The organism is Rhodococcus sovatensis, from assembly GCF_037327425.1.
GTDB lineage: Bacteria > Actinomycetota > Actinomycetes > Mycobacteriales > Mycobacteriaceae > Rhodococcoides > Rhodococcoides sovatense.
Window position 1 is genome coordinate 614,501 of the sequence record NZ_CP147846.1, and the last position, 21,213, is coordinate 635,713.

Below are 21,213 nucleotides of genomic sequence, written 5' to 3' on the forward strand. Positions count from 1 at the left end.
TCGGGGACGCTAGAGATCGAGGACGCTAGAGATCGAGGACGAGGATTTCGTTGTCGGTGGCACCGCGCAAGACGCAGAGGGTGAGCGATTCCTCCCTCTCGGCGACGCCGAGAACGCGATCGCGGTGGTCGACTCGACCGGCCACGAGCCCCACGACGCACGCTCCGCAGAAGCCTTGCCTGCACGAGTACGGCTGATCCGGATTGACTCGTCGAAGTGCATCGAGTGCCGTTTCCTGCGCCCCGACTCCGATCGTTCGGCCCGAACGATTCAGTTGGAGCGTGAAAGGCTTGCCGTCGACGACCGGTGCAGGAGCGAACAGTTCGGCGTGGAATTCCCGGACGGCGCTGGTACGTCGCGCTTCGTCGCGCAACTTCGACGACAGAGCCACCGGCCCGCAGACGTACATCGCCGTCTCGCCCTCGGCGAGATCCACGATGTCGGAGGGAGACGGGAAGCCGTCCACATCGTCGGTCCGGACAACTAGATGTCCTCCGGACGTCAGGGCCAGCTGCTGCAGTTCCTTGACGAAAGGCAGACTCGGCTTGGATCGACCGTGGTAATACAGCGTCCATTTCGCGCCGTCCTGCACAGCGCGTTCTACCATCGCACGGATGGGCGTGATTCCGATTCCCGCGGCAACGAAGAGGTAGTGCTCGGCGTCGGCCATCGGAAATGCGTTGCGCGGTCCACGGACTCGAAGAACATCACCTGGCTGCAGGTTGTGGATCTCGGTCGATGCACTGCCGCCAATCACCTTGCGAACACTGATGCGGTAGCGGCGACTGCTGGTTGGGTGTCCGGTGAGCGAGTACTGGCGCACTGCCCCCGAGGGGGTGGTGATGTCGATGTGGGCACCGGGCATCCACGACGGAAGCGGCGCACCGTCGGCGCGGCGCAACAGCAGTGAACGGACGTCCTCTGCTTCGTCGACGATCTCGTCGATGACCGCGTCGAATTCGTAGCCGACGTATCGCCGTGGCCGCGCCGGGGACAGGGCGGTCACGATCGACGAGTCCGCGACGAGCTTGGCGTAGATCTTCGATGCCGCGCCGATGGCGCGGAGTCCGATGCCGGGTGCGGCCACCGTGACATCGCCCAGGTGACTGCGAGTCGCGGTCATTGCTGCGCCGCCAGAGCCGCTGGAGACTTGGCTAGGTACTGCACGGCCTTGTCGATATCGCCCATATTGGACGGGTGAAAGCCGGGGCGGATGTAGAGGGAGAGCTGAACGAAGAGAAAAGACAGCCCCGGTATGAGGTTCTTGTGTGATGCCCGGGCAAAGGCAACAGGCCATGGCATACGGAATCGGCGCTTCCCGATGCGGGGCGTCGCGACCGAGTTCTTGTACAGGTAGGCAGCGGTGGTGAACCACAGCACGGCCAACCCGGCGCTGGCCACGACGGCTGTCCGTGCCCGTCGGAAGCCGCCGCCGTCCACGTACTGGAAGGCGTCGAATGCGACATTGCGGTGCTCTAGTTCCTCGGCACCGTGCCAACGCAGTAGGTCCAGCATCGTCGGATCGACGCCGAGTCGATCGAATTCGGTGTTGTCGAGCAACCACTCACCGACCACCGCAGTGAAATGCTCTGCTGCTGCATAAATTCCGAGCCGTTCGTTCAGCCACGCCTTGCCTGGGCGCCCGGTCAGGCCGTGGTCGCCGAACACCACTCCCACCGCGAATCGGATTCGCCGCAGGATCGGTTCGATGTCCACACCGTGTGCGACGAGGTATTCGCGGAAGCTCTCGTGCGAGGACGCGTGGGTCGCTTCCTGGCCGACGAACCCGACTACCTCCTCGTGCAATCTGCGGTCGTCGATGAAGGGGAGAGCACGGGCGAAAACATCTGCCATCGCGCGCTCGCCCTCGGGTAGAACGAGGTGCATCACGTTCCAGAAGTGGGTGGCGTACCAGTTGCCTGGGATGTATTGAAGGGGAACGTTCGACCAATCGAACTTCACGGGCCGCGCGACGATCGCGTAGGACTCGTCGATGTATCGGTCGTTCGAGTCGACCGCCTTGTTCCTGGACATTCGAACTCCATCCTTCGATGTGCTGTTGTTCAGATGCTACATAGCAACAGTTAATGTTGCAATGTTGCATTCGCGTGTGGAAGCAGGAATGGCCGTTAGGATCGGGCAATGCATCCAGACGGAGACGATGGGCCCATTCTGGACGCCGCGTTCGAGCTGTTCGGCGAGGTCGGCATTGCGCGGACGACCATCGGCGACGTCGCGAAGCGGGCCAAGGTCAATCGCGTGACCGTTTATCGCCGGATCGGCTCGAAAGACGAGCTGGTGCAGGCCGTCATGGGGCGAGAATCGGCCAGATTGTTCGCGTCACTGGCCGCGGTTGCGTCGGAGCACTCCTCCCCGGCCGAGCGCATCGTCCATGGCTTTGCGACGACCATCGACTCCGTCCGCACCAATCCGGTTCTGCTGAAGATGTTCGACTCGGAAAGCCCAGTAGTGCTGGAGCAGCTGACGACCAACGCAGCGGGACTGCTGGCGCCGGCGATACGTGCTGCAACGGCCATTTCGCGCGGAGAATCAGGCACCGAAGATTTCGTCATGCCCGAAGCGCCGGAAATTGTTGTACGGCTGGTTCATTCGATTCTCCTGACGCCGTCGGCTGCAGCGCCCCTGGATACCTACGAGGAGCTTGTCGTCTTCGCACGTCGGAACGTGGTTCCGATGCTGACTCTGAACGCCTAGTCCTCGAATCGCAGCAGTTAGGGTAGGGTTGGCTCGCCTTCCATCGTGGCAGGCCCGTTTCCCACTTGCACGTCGATCTTGGAGGTCACTGATCCACATGAGCATGTCACTACCGTTCGACGTGCCAAGGCGGGCCACGACGTATGCGATAGCCGGTGTGATGGCGTCTGCGTTGGTACTTTCAGGATGCTCGAGCGCAAGTTCGGACTCGGAACTGCACGCGAGCACGAAAACGGTCGACGACTACTTCGGTTCGGTCGAAGTTCCGGCCGAGCCGGTGCGTGTCGTGGCAGCGGACCCGATTTCCCTGGCGCTGATGTTGTCGCTCGATGTCCAACCCGTGGCAGCATCGTTCAACCCGCTCGCGCTCCCCGCACACCTGGATGAGCGCACGGATGACATCGTCAACATAGCTGGGGAGGCAGGCGGATTCGTTCCCAACGTGGAGGCGATTCTGGCTCAGGAGCCCGATCTGGTCATCGTTGTCGCCGGCTATGACGACGAAGGAGATGAGGCCTGGAACAAGGAAACGTACGACAAGATTGCCGCGAGTGGTGTTCCGACCTACGGGTACGCCTACAACGACGGAGTCTCGATCGACGATGTGTCCAACGGTGTTGCCGCCGTGGGCGAGGTACTCGGGAAGCAGAACGAGGCGGCGGACTCGATGCAGTCCCTCACGGATCGAATGGCGGAATTGAAACAGCGTGTCTCTGATGCAGGACTCGCCGACAAGCCCGTCTCGGCGGTCCGCCTGAGCGAGCGGGGTGAGTATTCCATTCGTGTCGGCACAGGCGAGAGCGTTGCTTTCCGCGGGTTGGGGATGGCCCAGCCTCCCGGTCAGCAGGACCCAAGTCTGTTTCGCATCGACATCACAGACGAAACACTGAGCCTTCTCGCGTCCGCCGACACCCTGTTCGTGTACACCGACGAGGGGGCCGACGCGGAGCAGGACACGATCACCACCGCACCGCTCTGGTCGACCCTGCCTGCGGTGCAGCAGAACCGAGTGCACTGGGTCTCGGCGAGCGTATGGAACTCCTCGGACCCGATCGGGTTGGGCAAAATCATGGACGACATCGAAACGATGTTCATCGAGCCCGCCGAACAGAGCTGACGGCATCGTCGTGGCCCGTCAGCGTGATGAAGGTGCATACCTCACTGCACGAGTGCTGGAATCGATTCGGCTGTCTCCGTCGCTGATTCGAGTCGTATTCGATGCTTCCGATGCGCACGGATTCGAGTCGAGTGGGGCACCCGACGAGATCGTGCACCTCTACTTCCCCGCAGACGGAGAGAGCGCGCCGTCCGAGATGACCCGTCGCAACGGAATTCTCGCTCATCACGACGGTGTGGTCAGGGAATGCCGCAACTACACTGTCCGGCGCTGGGACGGCAATCGGATCGTCATCGATTTCGTCGATCACGTGGGCGGCGTCGCTGCTGATTGGGCCCGCTCGGCCCAACCCGGTCTGGCGCTGGGAATGTGGGGAATGCGGTCGTGGTATCAGCCTCAGGAGAACACGGACTGGATGCTGTTCGTCGCCGATCTGCCTGGGCTACCTGCACTGTGCCGCGCCCTCGAGCAACTGCCTGCGGGCCTGCGAGCACATGCGATTGCCGAGGTCGCCCACGCCGAAGACGTGCTCGATGTTCGATCGGATGCGTCGATCACAGTCGATTGGAGGGTTGCCGGGAACGGACGTGCCCCCTCGGAACTCCCCGATGCCGTTCGCGCGTACGAGATACCGACGGGCAATGGCTACGTCTGGTTCGGTGGGGAGGCCTCGGCAGGCAGAGCTGTACGCAAGTACTTGCGCGGTGAAGTCGGCATTCCCGCAGATCGATTGGCCATCGTCGGCTACTGGCGTGACGACAAAGAGGCGTGGCTCGAACGCTACGAGCGCGTTGCCGATTCACTGATCGACGACTACCAGCGAATCGCGGCCACCGGCATGGGTGAGGCCGAAGCCGAGATCCACTGGGACGAGATTCTCGAACGCGCAGGTCTGTAGAACTCGATCAGCGGCGGTGACGCAGCCCCAGCAGTCGGTCGATGAGCGGCATTACCCACCGTCGACGATGCAGCGTCACCAGCTCGAATCCCGGGATGTCGAACAGCTTGGTGACGCGGCTGTGGGTGCGGCAGAACTCGGCGAATCCTTCGTCGCCGTGTACCCGGCCGAAGCCGCTGGCACCGACACCACCCATCGGAACCGATCCCATTCCTGCGAACGCGATCACCGAGTTGACGGTGACCTGACCGCACACCAATTGCGCCGCAATTTCTTTGCCGTGCTTGCGGGAGAACACCGATGCGCCGAGGGCATACCGATGATCGTTGCTCAGCTCGATGGCCTCGTCGATGCTGTCGACCTCACGGACGGTGACCGTGGGGCCGAACGTTTCCTCGCGAACGGCCGAGCAGCTCTCGGGAGTGTCCACCAACACGGTGGGTCCGACGAATCGTTCGCCGATCGAGGACCGTCCGCCGATCAGGGCTCTGCCACCGGCTGCCTCGGCGTCGGCGAGATGGCGTCGGACGATGTCGATCTGGCTGGGCATCGTCATCGGTCCATACGTCGCCGACGCGTCGCTACCGGTCTGGACGGCACGTGCGTGTTGGACGAGTGCGCCGGTGAATTGTGCTGCGACGCTGCGCTCGACGTATACCCGCTCGACTCCGACGCATGTCTGGCCGCCGTTGGTGAATGCGCCCCAGGCCACCGCCTCGGCTGCTGCTGCGATGTCTGCGTCCGCAGCGACGATCACCGGGTCCTTGCCGCCGCATTCCACGATCACCGGGGTGAGCGTCTCGGCGCACGTCGCCATGATTTTCGAGCCGGTTCTGGTCGAGCCGGTGAAGGCGATCTTGTCGACCCCCGCGCGGCACAGCGCAGCACCCGTGTCACCGTATCCGGTCACCAGCGACAGGACGCCGGTCGGCAGGCTCGGATTGGCGTCGTGGAAGGCCTGAACATATCTGGCACCGATGGCGGGTGTGTATTCGCTCGGCTTGAACACGACGCAGTTTCCTGCGGCCAGCGCCGCCGAGATCGCACTGTTCGGTGCGTACATCGGATAGTTCCACGGACCAATGACGCCGACGACTCCGAGCGCGACCTTGTCCACGCGTGCGGAGTAGTTCGCCAGTAGTAGACCGGGGTTGACCCTGCGTGAACGGAGCAATCTTGGTGCCTGTTTTTCCGCCCACGCGATATGTTCGAGGGTCAGGACGACCTCGAGCAGTGCATCCTCGGCGGGTTTGCCGTTCTCACGGTGGATCAGGTCGATGAATTCGTCCCGGCGACTCCAGATTTCGTGTCGCCACGCCCTGAGGTGTTGGGCGCGCGAGCGAGGCGTCAGCGACGACCACGTGCTTTGAGCGTTCCGCGCATCATCCACTACCCGCGCCACGGTCTGCGCCGCATCGACGGCGAACGAGGCGACGAACCCGTCGTCGATGGGGGAGACCGAGTCGAAAGTATCGAGGTGCGCCGACACCTGAGTTGTCACAGGGACGCTCCGAGCGCGTCCTTCGCTACGTGCGCATCCCGCAGTTCGCGCTTGAGGATCTTGCCTGCCCCGCTCATGGGCAGGGCGGTGACGAACTCGATGGTGCGGGGGGTCTTGTATCCGGCAACGTAGCTGCGGGTGTGCTCGCGGAGTTCGTCGACCGTCGGCGAGGAGCCCTCTGCCAGAACGACACAGGCGTGGACGCGTTCGCCCCACTCGCCGTCGGGCACACCGATCACAGCACAGGCCAATACGTCGGGATGCAGGCTCAGTGCGCTTTCCACTTCGGCGCTGTAGACGTTCTCGCCGCCGGTGATGATCATGTCTTTGAGGCGATCGACGACGAACAGGAATCCGTCGGAGTCGAGGTAGCCGACGTCGCCGGTGTGCATCCACCCGTCACGAATGGCAGCCGCCGTTTCTTCCGGCTTGTTCCAGTAGCCCAGCATCACGTGTCCACCGCGGACGCAGATCTCGCCGACCGAGCCGGTAGCCAACTGCTCGTTGTCGGGTCCGACAATCTGGATCTCGGAGTGTGGGGCCGCGCGTCCTGCCGATCCGATGCGTTCTCCCACATGGTGTTCCGGCCACAGCAGGGACGCAACCGGAGCGAGTTCGGTCATGCCGTAGGCCTGAGTGAGGCGAGCCTGGGGAAGTCGAGCGAGGGTGCGCTCGAGGACGCCTGCAGAGATCGGGGAGCCTCCGTACAGCACTCGGCTCAGCGACGAGGTGTCGAACTCGCTCAGCGTGGGGTGGTCGACGAGAAGCTGAATCATCGTCGGTACCAGGAGCACATCGGTGATCGAGTGCTTCGCGATCGCGCCGAGGACGGCGGTCGGCTCGAAGAACGGAACCATGACGTGGGTTCCACCGAGCATGACCTGACCCACCCACGCGGCCAGATCGGCGAGGTGGAACATCGGGGCGGCATGCAGCAGGACCGATTCGTCGTCGAGCAGCTGTCCGGTCGCCACTGTTCCCAGGCCCGAGGTGACCAGGTTCGCGTGCGAGAGCATGACGCCCTTGGGGAAACCGGTGGTGCCACCGGTGTAGAAGAGCCCGGCCAGGGCGTCACCGCTGCGGCGCGCGTCGGGAATGGGATCGTGCGATGCGACCAGCTCTTCGTAGGAGACCATGCCCTCGGGGGTGGCTCCGTCTCCGCAGTAGACGATGGTCTGAAGGGAGGGACACGCTGGGCTCAGGGCCGGAACCATGGCACCGAAGGTGTCGTCGACCAGCAGGACCTTGGTGTCCGAATCATTGAGTGCGTACGCGACCTCGACCGGGGACCATCGGATGTTGACGGGGTTGAGGACGGCATTTGCCCACGGCACCGCCAGCAGGTATTCGGAATACCTGTCGCTGTTGAAGGCCAGCATCGCCACTCGATCGCCGGCGTCGACTCCGATGGAACGAAGTCCGGCGGCCAACCTTGCGACTCGGTCGATCTGCTCGGTGAAGGTGCGGACGCGGTCACCGAACACCGTTGCGGCCCGGTTCGGAGTGGTCGCCGCGGAGCGGTGGAGGCCTTGAGTGAGATACATGGCTTTGGTCCCTTGTGCGAGAGGGGGCGAGGGTGCCCGGGTGAATAGGGTCACAGTTCCACCTTATTGGCACAGTGTCAATAGTGTGGACGGTCGGCCGCCGTGGGAGTGCCGCTGGATCTTCGAAAGGCTGCGCTACGAGCGCTCTGCATCGTCGGCAGAGGTCATGGACTGTGCGGTCGACAGGACGGTCACGAGGACGTCGGTCAGCAGAGTTTCGACCTGTTCGCGCGTGAGGGTGCCGCGCACCAACCATTCGCGGCCCGCCGCCTTGACCATTCCACCGAACGCACGCACCGCGGAGGTCGCGATTCGACGGTCACTGTTTCTGCCGTCGAATGCCGTTGCGTCGAGTACACGTTCGGCGGCCAGGTCGTCGGCCTCGTCGAGTATTTGCGCTATTTGCTCGTCGACGCCCGACCCGCTCGCCATCGACACCCACGCAGTGCCGTGCGTCTCGATGACGTTCACCAGCCAGTGCACGCTGCCGCGGGCCCGCTCCTCGAGCGAACCCGTGGGCAGGTGGACGTCCTCGATCGGCGGCACAGTGACCAGGAAACGAACGCTCTCGATGTACAGATCGCGCTTGCTGCCGATGTAGTGGTGGATGAGTCCGCGTGCCACGCCGGCGGAGGCTGCCACGTCGGACATCGAGACTTCGGCATACGGTTTGTCACCGAACAAGCGAACGGCGCTGGCCAATATCTGCGTCCGTCGCTCGTCCGGTTCGAGTCGATTCCACTTGGGTGTACTGGCAGCCGGCATGGTTCTCATGATTGCATCGAACCGACTCTTACGATGCGTCAGAGGTACCGTTCGGTTCGTTGCCGCAGCGACTCCGGCACGACGAACCGATCGCCGTAGCGTGCTCGAAGTTCGTCTGCCCGGTGCACGAATCCCTGCAGGCCGCCGTCGAACTGATTGACGAACTGCAGCACGCCACCGGTCCACGCGGGATAGCCGATGCCGAGGATGGAACCGATGTTCGCGTCGGCGACCGTGCGCAGGACACCTTCGTCCAGGCACGCGATCGAGTCGAGTGACTGTGCGATCAGCATGCGATCCATCATGTCCTCGAACGGAATTCCGTGATCGGGACGGTGACAGTGCTCGACCAGGCCCGGCCATAGCCCGGCCTTGGTGCCGTCCTCGGCGTACTCGTAGAAGCCACGTCCTGCCTTGCGGCCGGGGCGATCGAACTCGTCGACCAGGCGGTCGACCAGCGCGTAGGAGTTCGAGACGATCCATGGTCGACCGTCGACACGGGCAGCCTCGGCCATGCCCTCGCGGATGTGCCGCGAGAGAGTCAACGAAATCTCGTCCATCAGTGCCAGCGCACCCGACGGATAGCCGGCCTGGAGCGCAGCCTGCTCGACGGTGGCCGGGTGCACTCCCTCGGCGACCAACGAGATCGCCTCGTCCATGAATCTGCCGATGACGCGGGTGGTGAAGAAGCCGTGCGAGTCTCCGACGACGATCGGCGTCTTGCCGATCAGACGAACGAAGTCGAACGCGCGGGCCAGGGCAGAGTCGCTGGTATGTTCTCCCACAACGATTTCGACCAACGGCATCTTGTCCACGGGCGAGAAGAAGTGCGTGCCGATGAAGTCCGAGGTGCGCGAGAGACCCTTCGACAGTTCGGTAATGGGTAGCGTCGAGGTGTTCGAGCACAGCAGTGCGTCAGCGGTCAGGTACTTGTCGACCGCCTCGAAAGCACCCTGCTTGACGGCGGGATCCTCGAACACGGCCTCGACAACGAGATCGCAGCCCTCGGCGTCGGCCGCGTCGGAACTGGGCGTGATGAGCGCGAGCACCGCATCGGCGTCGGCCTGGGTCTTGCGTCCCTTCGCGACGGCCTTGCCGAGAATCGAACGTGAGTAATCCTTCCCGCGCTCGGCGGATTCGATCGAGACATCGCGCAACACCACCGGAACTTTCGCCGAGGCTACGACGTAGGCGATGGCGGCACCCATCATCCCGGCACCGATCACCAGCACCTTCTCGGGCACCCGGTGCGGCTCGGCCGTCGGACGAGAGCCTCCCTTGTTGATGGATCCGAGATCGAAGAACATCGACTGGATGAGATTGCCCGAGACGGCCCCGCAAGCGAGCGAGGTGCAGTGCCGGGTCTCCACGAGCGAAGCCGACTCGAAGTCCAGCACCGATCCCTCGACCGCCGCTGCGACCACGGCGATCGGTGCGGGCATCGGTGCGCCCTTGACCTGCTTGCGCACCGTTGCCGCGAAGGCAGGCAATTGTGCGGCCACCGCGGGTGAAGCCGCCGTCCCGCCGGGAATCTTGAATCCCTTCTTGTCCCAGGGCGCTGCGGCCTCGGGATTGGCAACGATCCAGGCGCGAGCGTTTGCCATCATCTGCTCGTGTGTGTCGACGACCTCGTCGACGAGCCCGATTTCGAGCGCCTGTGCCGGCCGATACCGCTGGCCCTGGCCCACCACCTGAGTCAGCGCTTTGACGATGCCGAACATGCGGACCGTCCTGGTGACTCCACCGGCCCCGGGCAGAAGCCCGAGAGTGACCTCGGGAAGTCCGAAACGAGAGTTGCCTTTGCTCAGAGCGATTCGGTGATGGCAGGCCAGTGCGATCTCGAAGCCTCCGCCGAGGGCAGTGCCGCCGAGCGCAGCCACGACCGGCTTGCCCAGCTTCTCGAGCCGGCGAAACTTGTCCTTGGTGAAGTCGAGGGCGTCGGCGATCGCCGCATGGTCGGCGGGGCCGGCATCGCGCAGCAACTCGAGGTCGCCACCGGAGAAGAAGGTGTCCTTCCCGGAGGTGACGATGACACCGTCGTACGCATCGAGATTGGCCTCGAGCCAGTCCACTGTCTGCTCGAGCGATTCGCCGAACGCGGTGTTCATGGTGTTGGTGGACTGCGTCGGGTCGTCGATCGTCAGCACGAGTACGCGGTCGGGGCCGACCTCGCCGGTGATCGTGGATGTCCGCAGAGCAGTGGATGTCGTGTTCATCTCGGTTCCTCGGTCGGTGGTATCTCGCGGGGTGTTCACAGGCGCTCGATGATGGTGGCGACGCCCATTCCGGCACCGATGCACAGCGTGATCAGTGCGTAGCGCTCGCCGCGGCGCTCGAGTTCGTCGAGGGCCATTCCGGTGAGCATCGCTCCCGTGGCGCCCAGCGGGTGGCCCATCGCGATCGCGCCACCGTTGACGTTGATGCGGTCGTGGCCCAGGTCAAGCTTCTTCGCGTAGTTCAGGACCACGGAGGCGAATGCCTCGTTGACCTCGAACAAAGCGATGTCATCGAGGGTGAGACCGGCTGCCGCCAGCGCCTTGTGGGTGGCGGGAACCGGGCCGGTGAGCATGAGCGTCGGATCCGATCCGGCAACGACTCCGGCTACGACACGTCCGCGCGGGGTCAATCCGCCTGCACGTCCGGCTTCCTCGGAACCGATCAGAACCATCGCGGTGCCGTCGACGATTCCCGACGAGTTTCCGGCGTGGTGGACGTGATCGATGCGCTCGACCTCGGTGTACTTCTGCATGGCGACGGCGTCGAACCCGGCGAGCGCACCCATCTGGGCGAACGACGGCTTCAGCCCTGCGAGATCTGTTCTTGTGGTCTCCGGTCGCATGATCTCGTCGTGATCGAGCATCAGTCGGCCGTTCGCGTCGAACACGGGGATGACCGACTTCTCGAAGTGGCCCATCGACCAGGCATGCGCCGCACGCTGCTGGCTGCGTACCGCGAAGGCGTCGACGTCGTCGCGATCGAACCCCTCGATCGTCGCGATGAGATCGGCGCTGACGCCCTGGGGGACGAAGTAGCTGTTGTAGTTGGTGACGGGGTCGCACGGCCACGCACCACTGTCGGCGCCCAACGGCACGCGCGACATCGACTCGACACCGCCCGCGACGATCAATCCGTCCCAACCGGACCGAACACGTTGTGCGGCAGTGTTGACGGCTTCGAGGCCCGATCCACAGAACCGGTTCAATTGGACGCCGGCCACGCTGTCCGGCAGGCCGGCGACCATGGCAACAGTTCGGGCGATATCGCACCCTTGGTCACCGACCGGGGTGACGACGCCGAGCACAATGTCGTCGATCAGTGCCGGGTCGAGTTGGGAGTTGCGAGAGAGCAACGTGGACAACGTGCTCGCGGCCAGATCGACCGGTTTGATGGTGTGCAGTGAGCCGGAGCTCTTGCCGCGGCCGCGCGGGCTGCGAACTGCGTCGTAGAGGAACGCCTCCATGGTGGTGCCTTTCTGGGGCTACAGAAATTGCCTAGTTCTACAGGGAGCGAGAGATCAGGTCTTTCATGACTTCGTTGGCACCGGCATAGATGCGTGCGATACGACCGTCGACGAACATGCGGGCGATGGGGTATTCCTCCATGTAGCCGTACCCACCGAAGAGCTGCAGGCAACGGTCGACCACCTCGAACTGCCGGTCCGTGGTCCAGTACTTGACCATCGCGGCGGTCGTGACGTCGAGTTCGGATGCTATGTGCTTGGCGACGGCGTCGTCGACGAAGGTGCGTACGACACGGCCGATGGTCGCGCATTCGGCGAGTTCGAACTTCGTGTTCTGCAGATCGAACAGGGTCTTTCCGAACGCGTTGCGAGACTTGGTGTATTCGACTGTCTGCTGCACGGCGGCCTCGATCATGGCGGCCGCGGCGATGCCGCAGATCAGGCGTTCCTGGGGGAGTTGCTGCATCAACTGAGTAAAGCCGCGACCCTCTTCACCCAGAATGTTGCCCGCGGGGATGCGGAGTCCGTCGAAGGTGAGTTCGGCGGTGTCCTGACCCTTCTGGCCGATCTTGTGCAGTACGCGTCCCCGGTGGAATCCTTCGGTGTCGTCGGAGACCTCGGCGACGAGCAGTGACAGTCCTCGGGCTCCCGCGGACGGGTCGGTCTTTGCGGCGATGATGATCAGATCGCAGTGAGCTCCGTTGGAGATGAACGTCTTTCCGCCGGTCACGACGTAATCGTCGCCGTCGCGCACCGCTCGGGTGGTGATGCCCTGCAAGTCCGAACCGGTCCCCGGCTCGGTCATCGCGATTGCACCGATCCACTCGCCCGAGCACAGCTTCGGCAGCCACTGCTGCTTCTTCTCCTCGGAGGCGTAGGCCAGGATGTAATGCGGAACGATGCCGCTGTGTACTCCCAGCTGCATGGACGAGTCGCCGGAGCGGACCTGCTCTTCGAACAGCACAGCCTCGTGTCGGAAGTCTCCGCCGCCGCCGCCGTACTGCTCCGGTACCGACATGCCGAGCAGTCCGAGGCTGCCCGCGCTGCGGTAGACCTCGCGGCTTGGTCGTCCGGCTGCTGCGAACTCCTCACGGTGCGGCGCGACCTCTTTCTCGAAGAATCCTCGAGCGAGTTGTCGCACGTCAGCGAGCTCGGTGGCGAGTTCGGCAGTGGTGCGGTCTGCGAGTGCAGTCATGGCGGGTCCTTGGGGCTCGAAGCGCCCTGTCGTTTATTGGCGCTGTGCCAATAAACCATGCCTCGCGTATCCACGGATGTCAACAACGGACCTGGACGGCTCTAGTTCTGCCCGAGAATCGCAGCGACCGATTCGACCTGATCGGCTATGCGAGGACCCCATCGACTCGACATGTCCTCGTCGACCGCGAAGACCTGGCCCTCGCGCACTGCGGTGGTGGTTGCCCATCCGGGACGGACGGACACCGACTCGACCGTCACTCCGCAACACTGGGAGTCGGCAAGAAAGACGAAGTCGGGGTCGGCCGCGACGACTCCCTCGTCGGACATCTGGGGATAGTCGCTACCCGCGCCGTCGGCGATGCTCGTCAGGCCGAACAGCCCGTAGACCTGGCCGATGAAGCTGTCGCTCGACACGGTGTAGAGCATCGAATCGAGTTCGTGGAAGTACGTCGCATCTCGCGCCGGGACGCCGGCGACGGCCGTGTCCACACGCGAGCGCATCTCGTCCACCAACACGTCACCCTCGTCGGGGTGACCGACCGCGTCGGCCACTTGCTCGATCTGGGAGTAGGCGTCGTCGATGCTCGTCGCCGCGGGGAGGAGCAGTACCGGAACATCGGCAGCGCCGAGCGCGGCGACCAGTCCGCCGATGTCGTCGGATGCGATGACCAGATCGGGCTCGTATTCGACGATCGCCTCGAGGCTCGGTGTGTATGCGGACAGTTCGGTACGAGGCGCATTCGCCGGGTAGTCGGACTGGCTGTCGACGGCTACCACCTGATCACCGGCACCCACAGCGAAAAGTGTCTCCGTTGCGGATGGACTCAGCGAGACGATCGAGTCGGGGCGCTCGGCGACGGTGGTGGTGTCGGTATTCGACTCCGGCGTGCTGCATCCCGATGCGGTGAGGGCGACGAGCACCGCCACGGATGTCAGGATTTCGGTCGGTCGCACGTCGTGGACTCCTCGTTGTTCGTGGTCAGGCGTCGGTGTCCAGCAGTTGCCGGTAGGCTTCGGCAAGAAGATCGGCCGTGAGGTCGTCGTTGTGATCGGCTGCGGCAGGCTTACTTTCGGTCATCAGCCGCGAGTTGAGGGAATAGCACAGATCGTCGAACAGCTCGTCGTCGATCCCGAAGGACACTTCTGCTTCATCGGTCAGCAACGCACCGATGTCGATCCGCCAGGTCCACACATCGTGCGCGGAGTACGTTCCACGTGCGGCGGTGACCAGCTCGGTCGAGATGGTGAGTTGCTCGTCCGAATAACCCTCGGGGAGATCGGTATTCACCGTCATTTCGAGCTCGATCGAATCGTCGTCGTCATTGGTGAACTCGGTGACGACCAGCGTTTCCAGATCGCCGCACACGAGCGTCAGAAGTGTGCGTTCGTGCGGGGACTCGCGCGTCAGGGCTCCGACCGTCCACCCGTGACGCACAGTGTTCGCGGGATCCGAGATCGTCGTGTTGATGTAGTCGGCCACGATGTTGCGGATGTCCGCGTATGCGAGATGGTCGGACAGCAGCCAGAACCGTCGGCGGTGTTCGGACGTCGAACCGTCGAGCAACGTCGTGCGCTCGGCTCGCTCGGTCGGAAAGGTGAGGTTCTCGGTTGCCGCCATACCTGTCGATCTAACTCCCTCTCTGCGGGCATTGAAAATCAGGGCGAACGGCGGAGGGTCGGTTGGGTGCCCGTCTAGAGTGAGTTGGATCACGCAAAACGGACAGCGCTAGGAGACTTCGATGACCGACAGCGGCCCCGGAGAATCGGTATCCGAATCCTCGGCTCCACCCAGATGGAAGGTGGTCGGGCCCGGATTGGTCGTGGCTGCAACAGGTATCGGTGCTGCCGACCTCGTCGCTACGCTGGTCGCCGGTTCTCGTTACGGCTACGCCCTGCTATGGGTAATCATAGTCGGCGTCATCATGAAAGTGGTTCTGGTCGAGGGCGCGGGCCGCTACACGTTGGCGTCGGGCAACACCATCTTCCAGGGTTGGCGCTCGCTCGGTAAATGGACCACGGTGTATTTCGCTCCCTACATCGTGATCTGGGGATTTGTCTACGGCGCTGCGGCGATGTCGTCGAGCGCGCTGCCGATCGTCGCTCTGTTTCCGTCGTTGGACCTCAAGGTCGTTGCGATCGCGTCGGGCGTGATCGGATTCTTGTTGATCTGGTTCGGCAGCTACGGTCTGTTCGAAAAGATCATCACAGTGTTCGTCGGCATCATGTTCGTGACGGTGATCGGCGCTGCGGTGGTCGCTGTTCCCAATGTTCCGGCGATCGTGAAGGGCATCGTGCCGACCATCCCGGACGGTTCGATCGTCTACGTTCTCGGCCTTGCCGGAGGCGTCGGCGGAACCATCACGCTCGCCGCCTATGGCTACTGGCTTCGAGAAAAAGGTTGGATCACACCGAAATTCATGAGGGTCATGCGTATCGACAACGCGATGGCGTACGTCATTTCCGGCATTTTCGTGTTGGCGATGCTGATCGTCGGAGCAGAGCTCTTGTACTCGGCGCAGATCGCAATCAGCACGGGCGACCAAGGTTTGATCCAGCTCGCCGATGTCCTGAAGGACCGCTACGGCACGTTGTTCGGGCACGTCTTTCTGATCGGGTTCTGGGCCGCGTCGTTCTCGTCGTTGATCGGTGTCTGGAACGGCGTCAGTCTGATGTTCGCGGACTTCGTCGGCAATGCGAAGGGACTCGAGCAGGGGCATGCCGATACCAGGGTGGGTGGCAAGTACTTCCGCTGGTACGTCGCCTGGTTGACGTTCCCGTCCATGGCTCTGCTGTGGCTCGATCAGCCGATCGGGTTGGTCCTCGCGTACGGAGTGCTCGGGGCGATCTTCATGCCGTTCCTGGCGGTGACGCTGCTGCGTCTGCTCAATTCGGACCGAGTTCTCCCCGAGTGGCGCAACGGGTGGTTCACCAACCTCACCCTCGGGATTTGTGCGTTCTTGTTCGCCTGGCTCGCAGTGGATCAGGTGTGGGAGGTTCTGACGAAGTACGTCTTCTGACGAGAAGGGCGTTTCGGACGACGAGAGGCCGGGTCGGATCACCGACCCGGCCTCTTCGCGTGCGCGAACTACTTCTTCGACACTCGAACGAGCTTCTTGTTGACGAACTCGTCCATTCCCCATGGGCCGAGTTCGCGGCCGACGCCCGAACGCTTGACGCCACCGAACGGAAGACCGGGGAGTGTGGTGCCGTGTTCGTTGACGAATGCCATGCCGACATCGAGTTGTTCGGCGACGGTTCTCGCGTTGTCGAGGTCGGTGCTCCACACCGATCCGCTGAGACCGTAGGCGGAGTCGTTGGCCAATGCGATGGCCTCGTCGGCGTCCTTCACCTTGTAGACGACGCCGGCCGGTCCGAACAGTTCCTCACTGTAGGCCCGCATGTCCGGGGTTACGCCGGTCAGCAGTGTCGCTTCGACGAAAGCGCCAGGACCGTCGATCTTCTTTCCGCCGGTGTGCAGTGTCGCGCCCTTGGAGACGGCGTCGTCGATCTGCTCGATGAGGTTGTCGGCCGCAGTCTGCGAGGACAGGGGACCGAGTGTGGTTTTCTCGTCGAGCGGGTCGCCGGTGACGGTGGCTGCGAACGATTCGGTCAGTTTGGCGACGAACTCGTCGTAGTACGGTTCAGTCACGAGAATTCGCTTGGCTGCGTTGCAGGCTTGTCCCGCGTTGGACAGCCGTGCACGAGTTGCCGACTTTACGGTCGCGTCGATGTCGTCGGTGTCGAGAACGATGAATACATCGGACCCGCCCAGCTCGAGAACGACCTTCTTGAGGTTGCGCCCCGCTGTTTCTGCGACGCTGGTGCCTGCTCGCTCGCTGCCGGTCAGGGACACGCCCTGCACTCGCGGATCGGCGATCATGTCTGCGATCTGTTCGTTCGTGGCGAAAATGTTGACGTACGCGTCCTCGGGCAACGCTGCCTGATGAAAGATCTCCTCCATGAGCAACGCCGATTGTGGGCAGTTGGGAGCGTGCTTGAGCAGAATCGTGTTGCCCAGCATCAGGTTCGGCGCTGCGAAGCGCGCTACCTGGTAGTACGGGAAGTTCCACGGCATGACGCCGATCAGCGCGCCGATGGGTTTGCGTTGTACCACCGATTCCGCGGCGCCGGGTACGTCGAGATGCTCCTCTTCGAGCAGTGCCGGTCCGTGGTCGGCGTAGTACCTGTAAATAGCCGAGGACAGCTTCACCTCACCCCGTGCCTCCGCGAGCGGCTTTCCCATCTCCAGCGAAATGCTTCGGGCGAGCTCGTCGGCGCGTTCGGTGTAGATATCGGCAACCTTGCGTAACGTCTCGGCGCGATGTTGCGGCGACGTGATGCGCCAGGTTTGGTAGCCGGCGTGCGTCGAAGCAAGTGCACGTTCGACACCTTGTGCGTCCAGCGTGTCGAACTCCTTGACGGTCGTGCCGTTGGCGGGATTGACAGTCTTGTAGGTCGTCATACTTGTTTCAACGGGTCGGCGGGGCCTGAATGTTCCGAATCGGGCAAATAGGGCGTGATCATGCTGGTCACGTAGGTAGTCGGGCGCGCTGTCCGGGCCAGCCGAATGCCACTGGTGTCATTCTCGAACATCGTGATTTGTCAAGTACCGACACGTCCGATTTGTTGCGGATGGCGTAGTTTTACGCAACACTCACCACATCAGTCTCAACAGTAACTTGAGTCACACGGATCGATGGGGAGCGTTCATGCGCGCACGGACTCGACAGATTGCGGCTGGCGCTGCTCTCACCTTGGTGGCCAGCGGGCTGACCGTGCTGACGTCACCCACCGCGAGTGCGGAACCGTGTGGGGGGATCGGTGGACCTGGATCGTCACCGCTGTTCGGATCTTCAGGCAGCGCGGGCGGACCGGAGAAGAACCCTCGTGGACCGCAAGGCCCACTGCCCGCGATTTCCGGCAATGCCACCTCGGTCGCGTGGGTGACCGGCCCACTGAGTCCCAACAGCACGTACGACCGCTTCGGGATTTCCGGCACCGATCTCGGGATCAGTTGGGACAACGGCGCCGGGCAGACACTGATGGCCTTCGGTGACACGTTCGGCAACTGCTCGGTGTCCGGAGCGCAGTGGCGTAGCAACGTGTTGATGCGGTCCGACGACTCGAACCTAGCGGACGGCATCACCGTCGCCGACGGGGTGCCGGGGGATTCGACCTCCGGTGCGGTCGTCCAGCCGGCAGGATTCGCAAGTGAGGTGATCCCTAGCCTCGGCATCGCAGGTGTCGAGGACACAGTCATTCCCACGGCCGCGATCGCGATCGGCACAACGCAGTACATGAACTACATGTCGGTCCGAGAATGGGGCGCACCCGGTCGGTGGGTCACGAACTTCTCGGCCATCGCAACGTCGACGGACAACGGCCAAACGTGGGCGACGCAACCGGGAACGATCCGCGTCAACGCCGGTGTCACCATTCCGACGCTGCCTCAGGTCGAGGAGAGCAACGGCAAATATCAGATGAACGCCTATGTCGAAGGCCAGGACGGGTTCATCTACCAATTCGGCACCCCGAACGGTCGATTCGGTGCTGCATTCGTCGCCCGCGTCGAGCCCGAAAACATCCTAGATCTGACGAAGTACGAGTACTCGACGCAGGATCCGGCGGATCCGTGGTCGAAAAACGTGGCCGATTCGGTGTCGACCGTCAAGGAACCCGTCAGCGAGCTATCGGTCGCATGGAACGACTACCTCGGACGGTATGTCATGTTGTACGGCAACGAGATCGACCGCACGATCCTGGCACGGACTGCCGAACACCCGGAAGGTCCGTGGAGTGCGCCGAAGACACTGCTCGACGCCAGGCAGACCGGCGGCGGGATCTACGCGCCGTACATTCATCCGGTCACCAGTGGCAACGAACTGTACTTCACGGCCTCGCGGTGGTCGGACTACAACGTGCTCCTGTTGAAGACCAATCTCGATCTCCTGAAGTCGTAACACGACGAACCGGACAGTCGATGTGTCGGTGACAACATTCGGCTTCGGAGGGGGGAGACATGAATACTCGTGGACGGCGTCGTTACCGGGCGTGGATCCCGGGTGGTCCCCTGACCCTGTGACGGTGCACTAGAGGATCGTGTATCCGCCGTCTACGAGAACATCGGCACCGTTGATCATCGATGCGCCCGAAGATGCAAGGAACACAGCAACATTGGTGACATCATCGGTCTCGGCGAACCGGCCGACCGGGATACGAGCGCGCAGCGCATCGCCCTTCGGGTTGGACCACGCTTCGCGGCCGAGTGGCGTCATGACAACGGTGGGGGAGATGGTGTTGACGGTGACGCCTCTGCCCGCCCATTCGGCGGCCAGGACCTTGGTCAGGCCGAGTACGCCGAACTTCGACGCGCAGTATGCGGCATGTTCGGAGATGGCGACGGTGGCCGCTTGCGATGCGATGTTGATGATTCGGCCGGACCCTCGGGCGAGCATCGTGCGGCCGAATTCCTGGCACATCAGAAACGTGCCGGTCAGGTTGACGTCCATCGTCAGGTTCCAGAACTCGTCCGACAGGTCTTCCGCCGGGCCGAGTCGAGCGACCCCGGCAGAGTTGACCAGGACGTCCACTCTGCCCAGGTCCTCGATCACCGAGCTGACCGCCCGCGAGACGGACGTGCGGTTCGCGACGTCGCACGCCACGCTTCGCGCACCGATGTCTGCGGCGACCGACGCAGCCGCGTCGCCGTCACGATCGACGAGCACCACCTCGGCGCCCTGCGCGACGTAGGCCGCGCCGATCGCCGCGCCGATACCCGATGCACCACCGGAGACAACGGCAACCAATCCGTCGAACGACAGATCTACGGGCGGAGGTACTGCGGTCATTGAAGTGGCCTTTCCGGTGGTGAATGGAGTTCGGGGCGGAACGGGCCGAGGTGGGCACCGTTCCGCCCCGAAGTGTGTGCGGTTGCGGTAACTACTGTCCGGGGATTCCCTCGTTGGCGATGTCGCCCGTTTCGAGGTTCGCCGCCGTCAGGTCGACGAGTCCGTCGAGGAATTCCTGACGGTTGGTCACGACGTGCTCGATGGCGACATCGACGTTCTCGGACGTGATCGCGGGCATCACGTAGACAGGATCGGTGTCGACCTCTTCACCCTTGGCGATCTTGTTGGCCACTGCGAGGCCGGCGGAGAGTTCGACGGTTCCGTTCTGCAGCGACGTGCCGATGAACTCACCGCTCTTGACCGCGTTCAGGCCGTCCTCGATACCGTCGATGCCGACGATCGGGACGTCGGTGCGCCCGGCTTCCTTCAGTGCCTGCAGTGCGCCGAGGCCCATGTCGTCGTTCTGCGCGACGACGCCGTCGATCTGATCGCCGAAGCTGGAGAGCCAGTTCTTGGCCTTGTTGACCGCTTCGTCACGCTTCCAGTTGGCGGTGTCCTTGGCGAGGACCTTGATGTCCGGGTAGTTCGCAAGTACCTGGTCGATGCCTGCGCCGCGGTTGATTTCGCCTGATCCGCCGAGCGGGCCCTGCAGGATGACGATGTTGCCGCGACCGCCGAGGCGGTCCGCCATCATCTGCATTTCCTGCGCGCCTGCCGCGACGTCGTCGGGCTGAACGTTCCCTGAAATCTGGTCGGTCTCGAGCGCCGCGTTCACAGCGATGACGGGAATGCCCTTGTCCTTCGCGGACTGTACCTGTGGTGCGAGCGAATCAGCCTGTGCAGGAACGACGATGATCGCATCGACACCCTGGTTGATGAGAGAGTCGACCTGGCCGGCCTGGACCGACACGTCGTTTCCGGCGGAGTTCCACAGCAGTTCGATGTTGTTCGCCGCAGCGTAGGTCTCCATGCCTTCTTTGCCTGCGGTGATGAACGAGCTCATGTCGTACACGGTGACGCCGATGCGCGTCTTGCCGTCCTGTGCGCTGGTATCGCCTGCGCCGCAAGCGGTGACACCGACGGTGAGCAGGCCTGCGGCCGCCACGGTCAGCATCTTGGAAGCAAACTTCATTGTCATCTCCGGATCGGTGGGGTGGGTTCTGGGTAG

At 63.3% G+C, this 21,213-nt stretch carries 18 protein-coding genes; 5 read left to right on the plus strand and 13 right to left on the minus strand.

Translation table 11 applies throughout. The features are described from left to right. Nucleotides 1–25 precede the first annotated feature (25 nt). Together WDS16_RS02935 and WDS16_RS02940 are read right to left on the minus strand one after the other, a co-directional pair. On the minus strand, nucleotides 26–1,123 hold the full coding sequence (locus tag WDS16_RS02935; protein WP_338890348.1) for a PDR/VanB family oxidoreductase: 1,098 nt from the start codon (nucleotides 1,121–1,123) through the stop codon (nucleotides 26–28). Beyond that, a complete protein-coding gene (locus WDS16_RS02940) occupies nucleotides 1,120–2,034 on the minus strand; it encodes a metal-dependent hydrolase (RefSeq protein ID WP_338890350.1) in 915 nt (304 codons plus the stop codon). The genes WDS16_RS02935 and WDS16_RS02940 overlap by 4 nt, the downstream gene beginning before the upstream one ends. A 108-nt stretch (nucleotides 2,035–2,142) precedes the next feature. On the opposite strand from WDS16_RS02940, the gene WDS16_RS02945 reads away from it, so the two are divergent. The 3 genes from WDS16_RS02945 (at nucleotide 2,143) to WDS16_RS02955 (ending at nucleotide 4,730) form a co-directional block, all read left to right on the plus strand. After that, a complete protein-coding gene (locus tag WDS16_RS02945; RefSeq protein ID WP_338890352.1) occupies nucleotides 2,143–2,715 on the plus strand; it encodes a helix-turn-helix domain-containing protein in 573 nt (190 codons plus the stop codon). Between the two features lie 97 nt (nucleotides 2,716–2,812). Further along, nucleotides 2,813–3,832 (plus strand): ABC transporter substrate-binding protein, encoded by a 1,020-nt coding sequence (locus WDS16_RS02950; RefSeq protein WP_338890353.1) that lies wholly within the window; start codon nucleotides 2,813–2,815, stop codon nucleotides 3,830–3,832. A 10-nt stretch (nucleotides 3,833–3,842) separates the two neighbouring features. Next, a complete protein-coding gene (locus WDS16_RS02955) occupies nucleotides 3,843–4,730 on the plus strand; it encodes a siderophore-interacting protein (RefSeq protein WP_338890354.1) in 888 nt (295 codons plus the stop codon). Between the two features lie 7 nt (nucleotides 4,731–4,737). Here the strand turns inward: WDS16_RS02955 and WDS16_RS02960 are convergent, their stop codons facing one another. The 8 genes from WDS16_RS02960 to WDS16_RS02995 all read right to left on the minus strand — a co-directional run bounded on the left by WDS16_RS02960 (nucleotide 4,738) and on the right by WDS16_RS02995 (nucleotide 14,815). Continuing rightward, entirely contained in the window at nucleotides 4,738–6,231 is a 1,494-nt protein-coding gene (locus WDS16_RS02960) for an aldehyde dehydrogenase family protein (RefSeq protein WP_338890355.1), read from the minus strand. After that, on the minus strand, nucleotides 6,228–7,775 hold the full coding sequence (locus tag WDS16_RS02965) for a long-chain-fatty-acid--CoA ligase (RefSeq protein ID WP_338890357.1): 1,548 nt from the start codon (nucleotides 7,773–7,775) through the stop codon (nucleotides 6,228–6,230). Before WDS16_RS02965 ends, WDS16_RS02960 begins: the two co-directional genes overlap by 4 nt. A gap of 135 nt (nucleotides 7,776–7,910) precedes the next feature. Beyond that, a complete protein-coding gene (locus WDS16_RS02970) occupies nucleotides 7,911–8,549 on the minus strand; it encodes a helix-turn-helix domain-containing protein (protein ID WP_338890359.1) in 639 nt (212 codons plus the stop codon). Nucleotides 8,550–8,578: 29 nt separating this feature from the next. Next, on the minus strand, nucleotides 8,579–10,756 hold the full coding sequence (locus WDS16_RS02975; protein WP_338890361.1) for a 3-hydroxyacyl-CoA dehydrogenase NAD-binding domain-containing protein: 2,178 nt from the start codon (nucleotides 10,754–10,756) through the stop codon (nucleotides 8,579–8,581). A gap of 35 nt (nucleotides 10,757–10,791) precedes the next feature. After that, a complete protein-coding gene (locus tag WDS16_RS02980) occupies nucleotides 10,792–12,000 on the minus strand; it encodes an acetyl-CoA C-acetyltransferase (RefSeq protein ID WP_338890363.1) in 1,209 nt (402 codons plus the stop codon). A 37-nt stretch (nucleotides 12,001–12,037) separates the two neighbouring features. Further along, nucleotides 12,038–13,195: an acyl-CoA dehydrogenase family protein gene (locus WDS16_RS02985; protein WP_338890365.1), complete on the minus strand. Its 1,158-nt coding sequence runs from the start codon at nucleotides 13,193–13,195 to the stop codon at nucleotides 12,038–12,040. 101 nt (nucleotides 13,196–13,296) lie between these two features. Then, nucleotides 13,297–14,151 carry a helical backbone metal receptor gene (locus WDS16_RS02990; RefSeq protein WP_338890367.1) on the minus strand — a complete coding sequence of 285 codons (855 nt, stop codon included), beginning with the start codon at nucleotides 14,149–14,151 and terminating at the stop codon, nucleotides 13,297–13,299. Nucleotides 14,152–14,176: 25 nt separating this feature from the next. Then, a complete protein-coding gene (locus WDS16_RS02995) occupies nucleotides 14,177–14,815 on the minus strand; it encodes a hypothetical protein (protein WP_338890369.1) in 639 nt (212 codons plus the stop codon). A gap of 121 nt (nucleotides 14,816–14,936) precedes the next feature. Between WDS16_RS02995 and WDS16_RS03000 the strand changes: the two genes are divergently transcribed. Continuing rightward, a complete protein-coding gene (locus WDS16_RS03000) occupies nucleotides 14,937–16,214 on the plus strand; it encodes an Nramp family divalent metal transporter (protein WP_338890371.1) in 1,278 nt (425 codons plus the stop codon). A 68-nt stretch (nucleotides 16,215–16,282) separates the two neighbouring features. Here the strand turns inward: WDS16_RS03000 and WDS16_RS03005 are convergent, their stop codons facing one another. Next, the gene (locus WDS16_RS03005; RefSeq protein WP_338890372.1) at nucleotides 16,283–17,659 is read right to left on the minus strand and encodes an NAD-dependent succinate-semialdehyde dehydrogenase; all 1,377 of its coding nucleotides are present in this window, start codon (nucleotides 17,657–17,659) and stop codon (nucleotides 16,283–16,285) included. 247 nt (nucleotides 17,660–17,906) lie between these two features. Here WDS16_RS03005 and WDS16_RS03010 point away from each other — a divergent pair, with 247 nt between their 5' ends. Further along, nucleotides 17,907–19,157 carry a DUF4185 domain-containing protein gene (locus WDS16_RS03010; RefSeq protein ID WP_338890373.1) on the plus strand — a complete coding sequence of 417 codons (1,251 nt, stop codon included), beginning with the start codon at nucleotides 17,907–17,909 and terminating at the stop codon, nucleotides 19,155–19,157. A gap of 129 nt (nucleotides 19,158–19,286) precedes the next feature. Here WDS16_RS03010 and WDS16_RS03015 read toward each other — a convergent pair whose 3' ends face one another. Both WDS16_RS03015 and WDS16_RS03020 read right to left on the minus strand, forming a co-directional pair. Beyond that, a complete protein-coding gene (locus WDS16_RS03015; RefSeq protein ID WP_338890375.1) occupies nucleotides 19,287–20,045 on the minus strand; it encodes a GolD/DthD family dehydrogenase in 759 nt (252 codons plus the stop codon). 91 nt (nucleotides 20,046–20,136) lie between these two features. After that, nucleotides 20,137–21,177 (minus strand): substrate-binding domain-containing protein, encoded by a 1,041-nt coding sequence (locus WDS16_RS03020; protein ID WP_338890377.1) that lies wholly within the window; start codon nucleotides 21,175–21,177, stop codon nucleotides 20,137–20,139. Between the last annotated feature and the right edge of the window lie 36 nt (nucleotides 21,178–21,213).

What these genes read in the sequence shown, in the direction of transcription:
- WDS16_RS02935 (WP_338890348.1), bottom strand. Translation starts at nt 1,123, where the DNA reads ATGACCGCGACTCGCAGTCACCTGGGCGATGTCACGGTGGCCGCACCC.
- WDS16_RS02940 (WP_338890350.1), bottom strand. Translation starts at nt 2,034, where the DNA reads ATGTCCAGGAACAAGGCGGTCGACTCGAACGACCGATACATCGACGAG.
- WDS16_RS02945 (WP_338890352.1), top strand. Translation starts at nt 2,143, where the DNA reads ATGCATCCAGACGGAGACGATGGGCCCATTCTGGACGCCGCGTTCGAG.
- WDS16_RS02950 (WP_338890353.1), top strand. Translation starts at nt 2,813, where the DNA reads ATGAGCATGTCACTACCGTTCGACGTGCCAAGGCGGGCCACGACGTAT.
- WDS16_RS02965 (WP_338890357.1), bottom strand. Translation starts at nt 7,775, where the DNA reads ATGTATCTCACTCAAGGCCTCCACCGCTCCGCGGCGACCACTCCGAAC.
- WDS16_RS02970 (WP_338890359.1), bottom strand. Translation starts at nt 8,549, where the DNA reads ATGAGAACCATGCCGGCTGCCAGTACACCCAAGTGGAATCGACTCGAA.
- WDS16_RS02975 (WP_338890361.1), bottom strand. Translation starts at nt 10,756, where the DNA reads ATGAACACGACATCCACTGCTCTGCGGACATCCACGATCACCGGCGAG.
- WDS16_RS02980 (WP_338890363.1), bottom strand. Translation starts at nt 12,000, where the DNA reads ATGGAGGCGTTCCTCTACGACGCAGTTCGCAGCCCGCGCGGCCGCGGC.
- WDS16_RS02985 (WP_338890365.1), bottom strand. Translation starts at nt 13,195, where the DNA reads ATGACTGCACTCGCAGACCGCACCACTGCCGAACTCGCCACCGAGCTC.
- WDS16_RS02995 (WP_338890369.1), bottom strand. Translation starts at nt 14,815, where the DNA reads ATGGCGGCAACCGAGAACCTCACCTTTCCGACCGAGCGAGCCGAGCGC.
- WDS16_RS03000 (WP_338890371.1), top strand. Translation starts at nt 14,937, where the DNA reads ATGACCGACAGCGGCCCCGGAGAATCGGTATCCGAATCCTCGGCTCCA.
- WDS16_RS03005 (WP_338890372.1), bottom strand. Translation starts at nt 17,659, where the DNA reads ATGACGACCTACAAGACTGTCAATCCCGCCAACGGCACGACCGTCAAG.
- WDS16_RS03010 (WP_338890373.1), top strand. Translation starts at nt 17,907, where the DNA reads ATGCGCGCACGGACTCGACAGATTGCGGCTGGCGCTGCTCTCACCTTG.
- WDS16_RS03015 (WP_338890375.1), bottom strand. Translation starts at nt 20,045, where the DNA reads ATGACCGCAGTACCTCCGCCCGTAGATCTGTCGTTCGACGGATTGGTT.
- WDS16_RS03020 (WP_338890377.1), bottom strand. Translation starts at nt 21,177, where the DNA reads ATGAAGTTTGCTTCCAAGATGCTGACCGTGGCGGCCGCAGGCCTGCTC.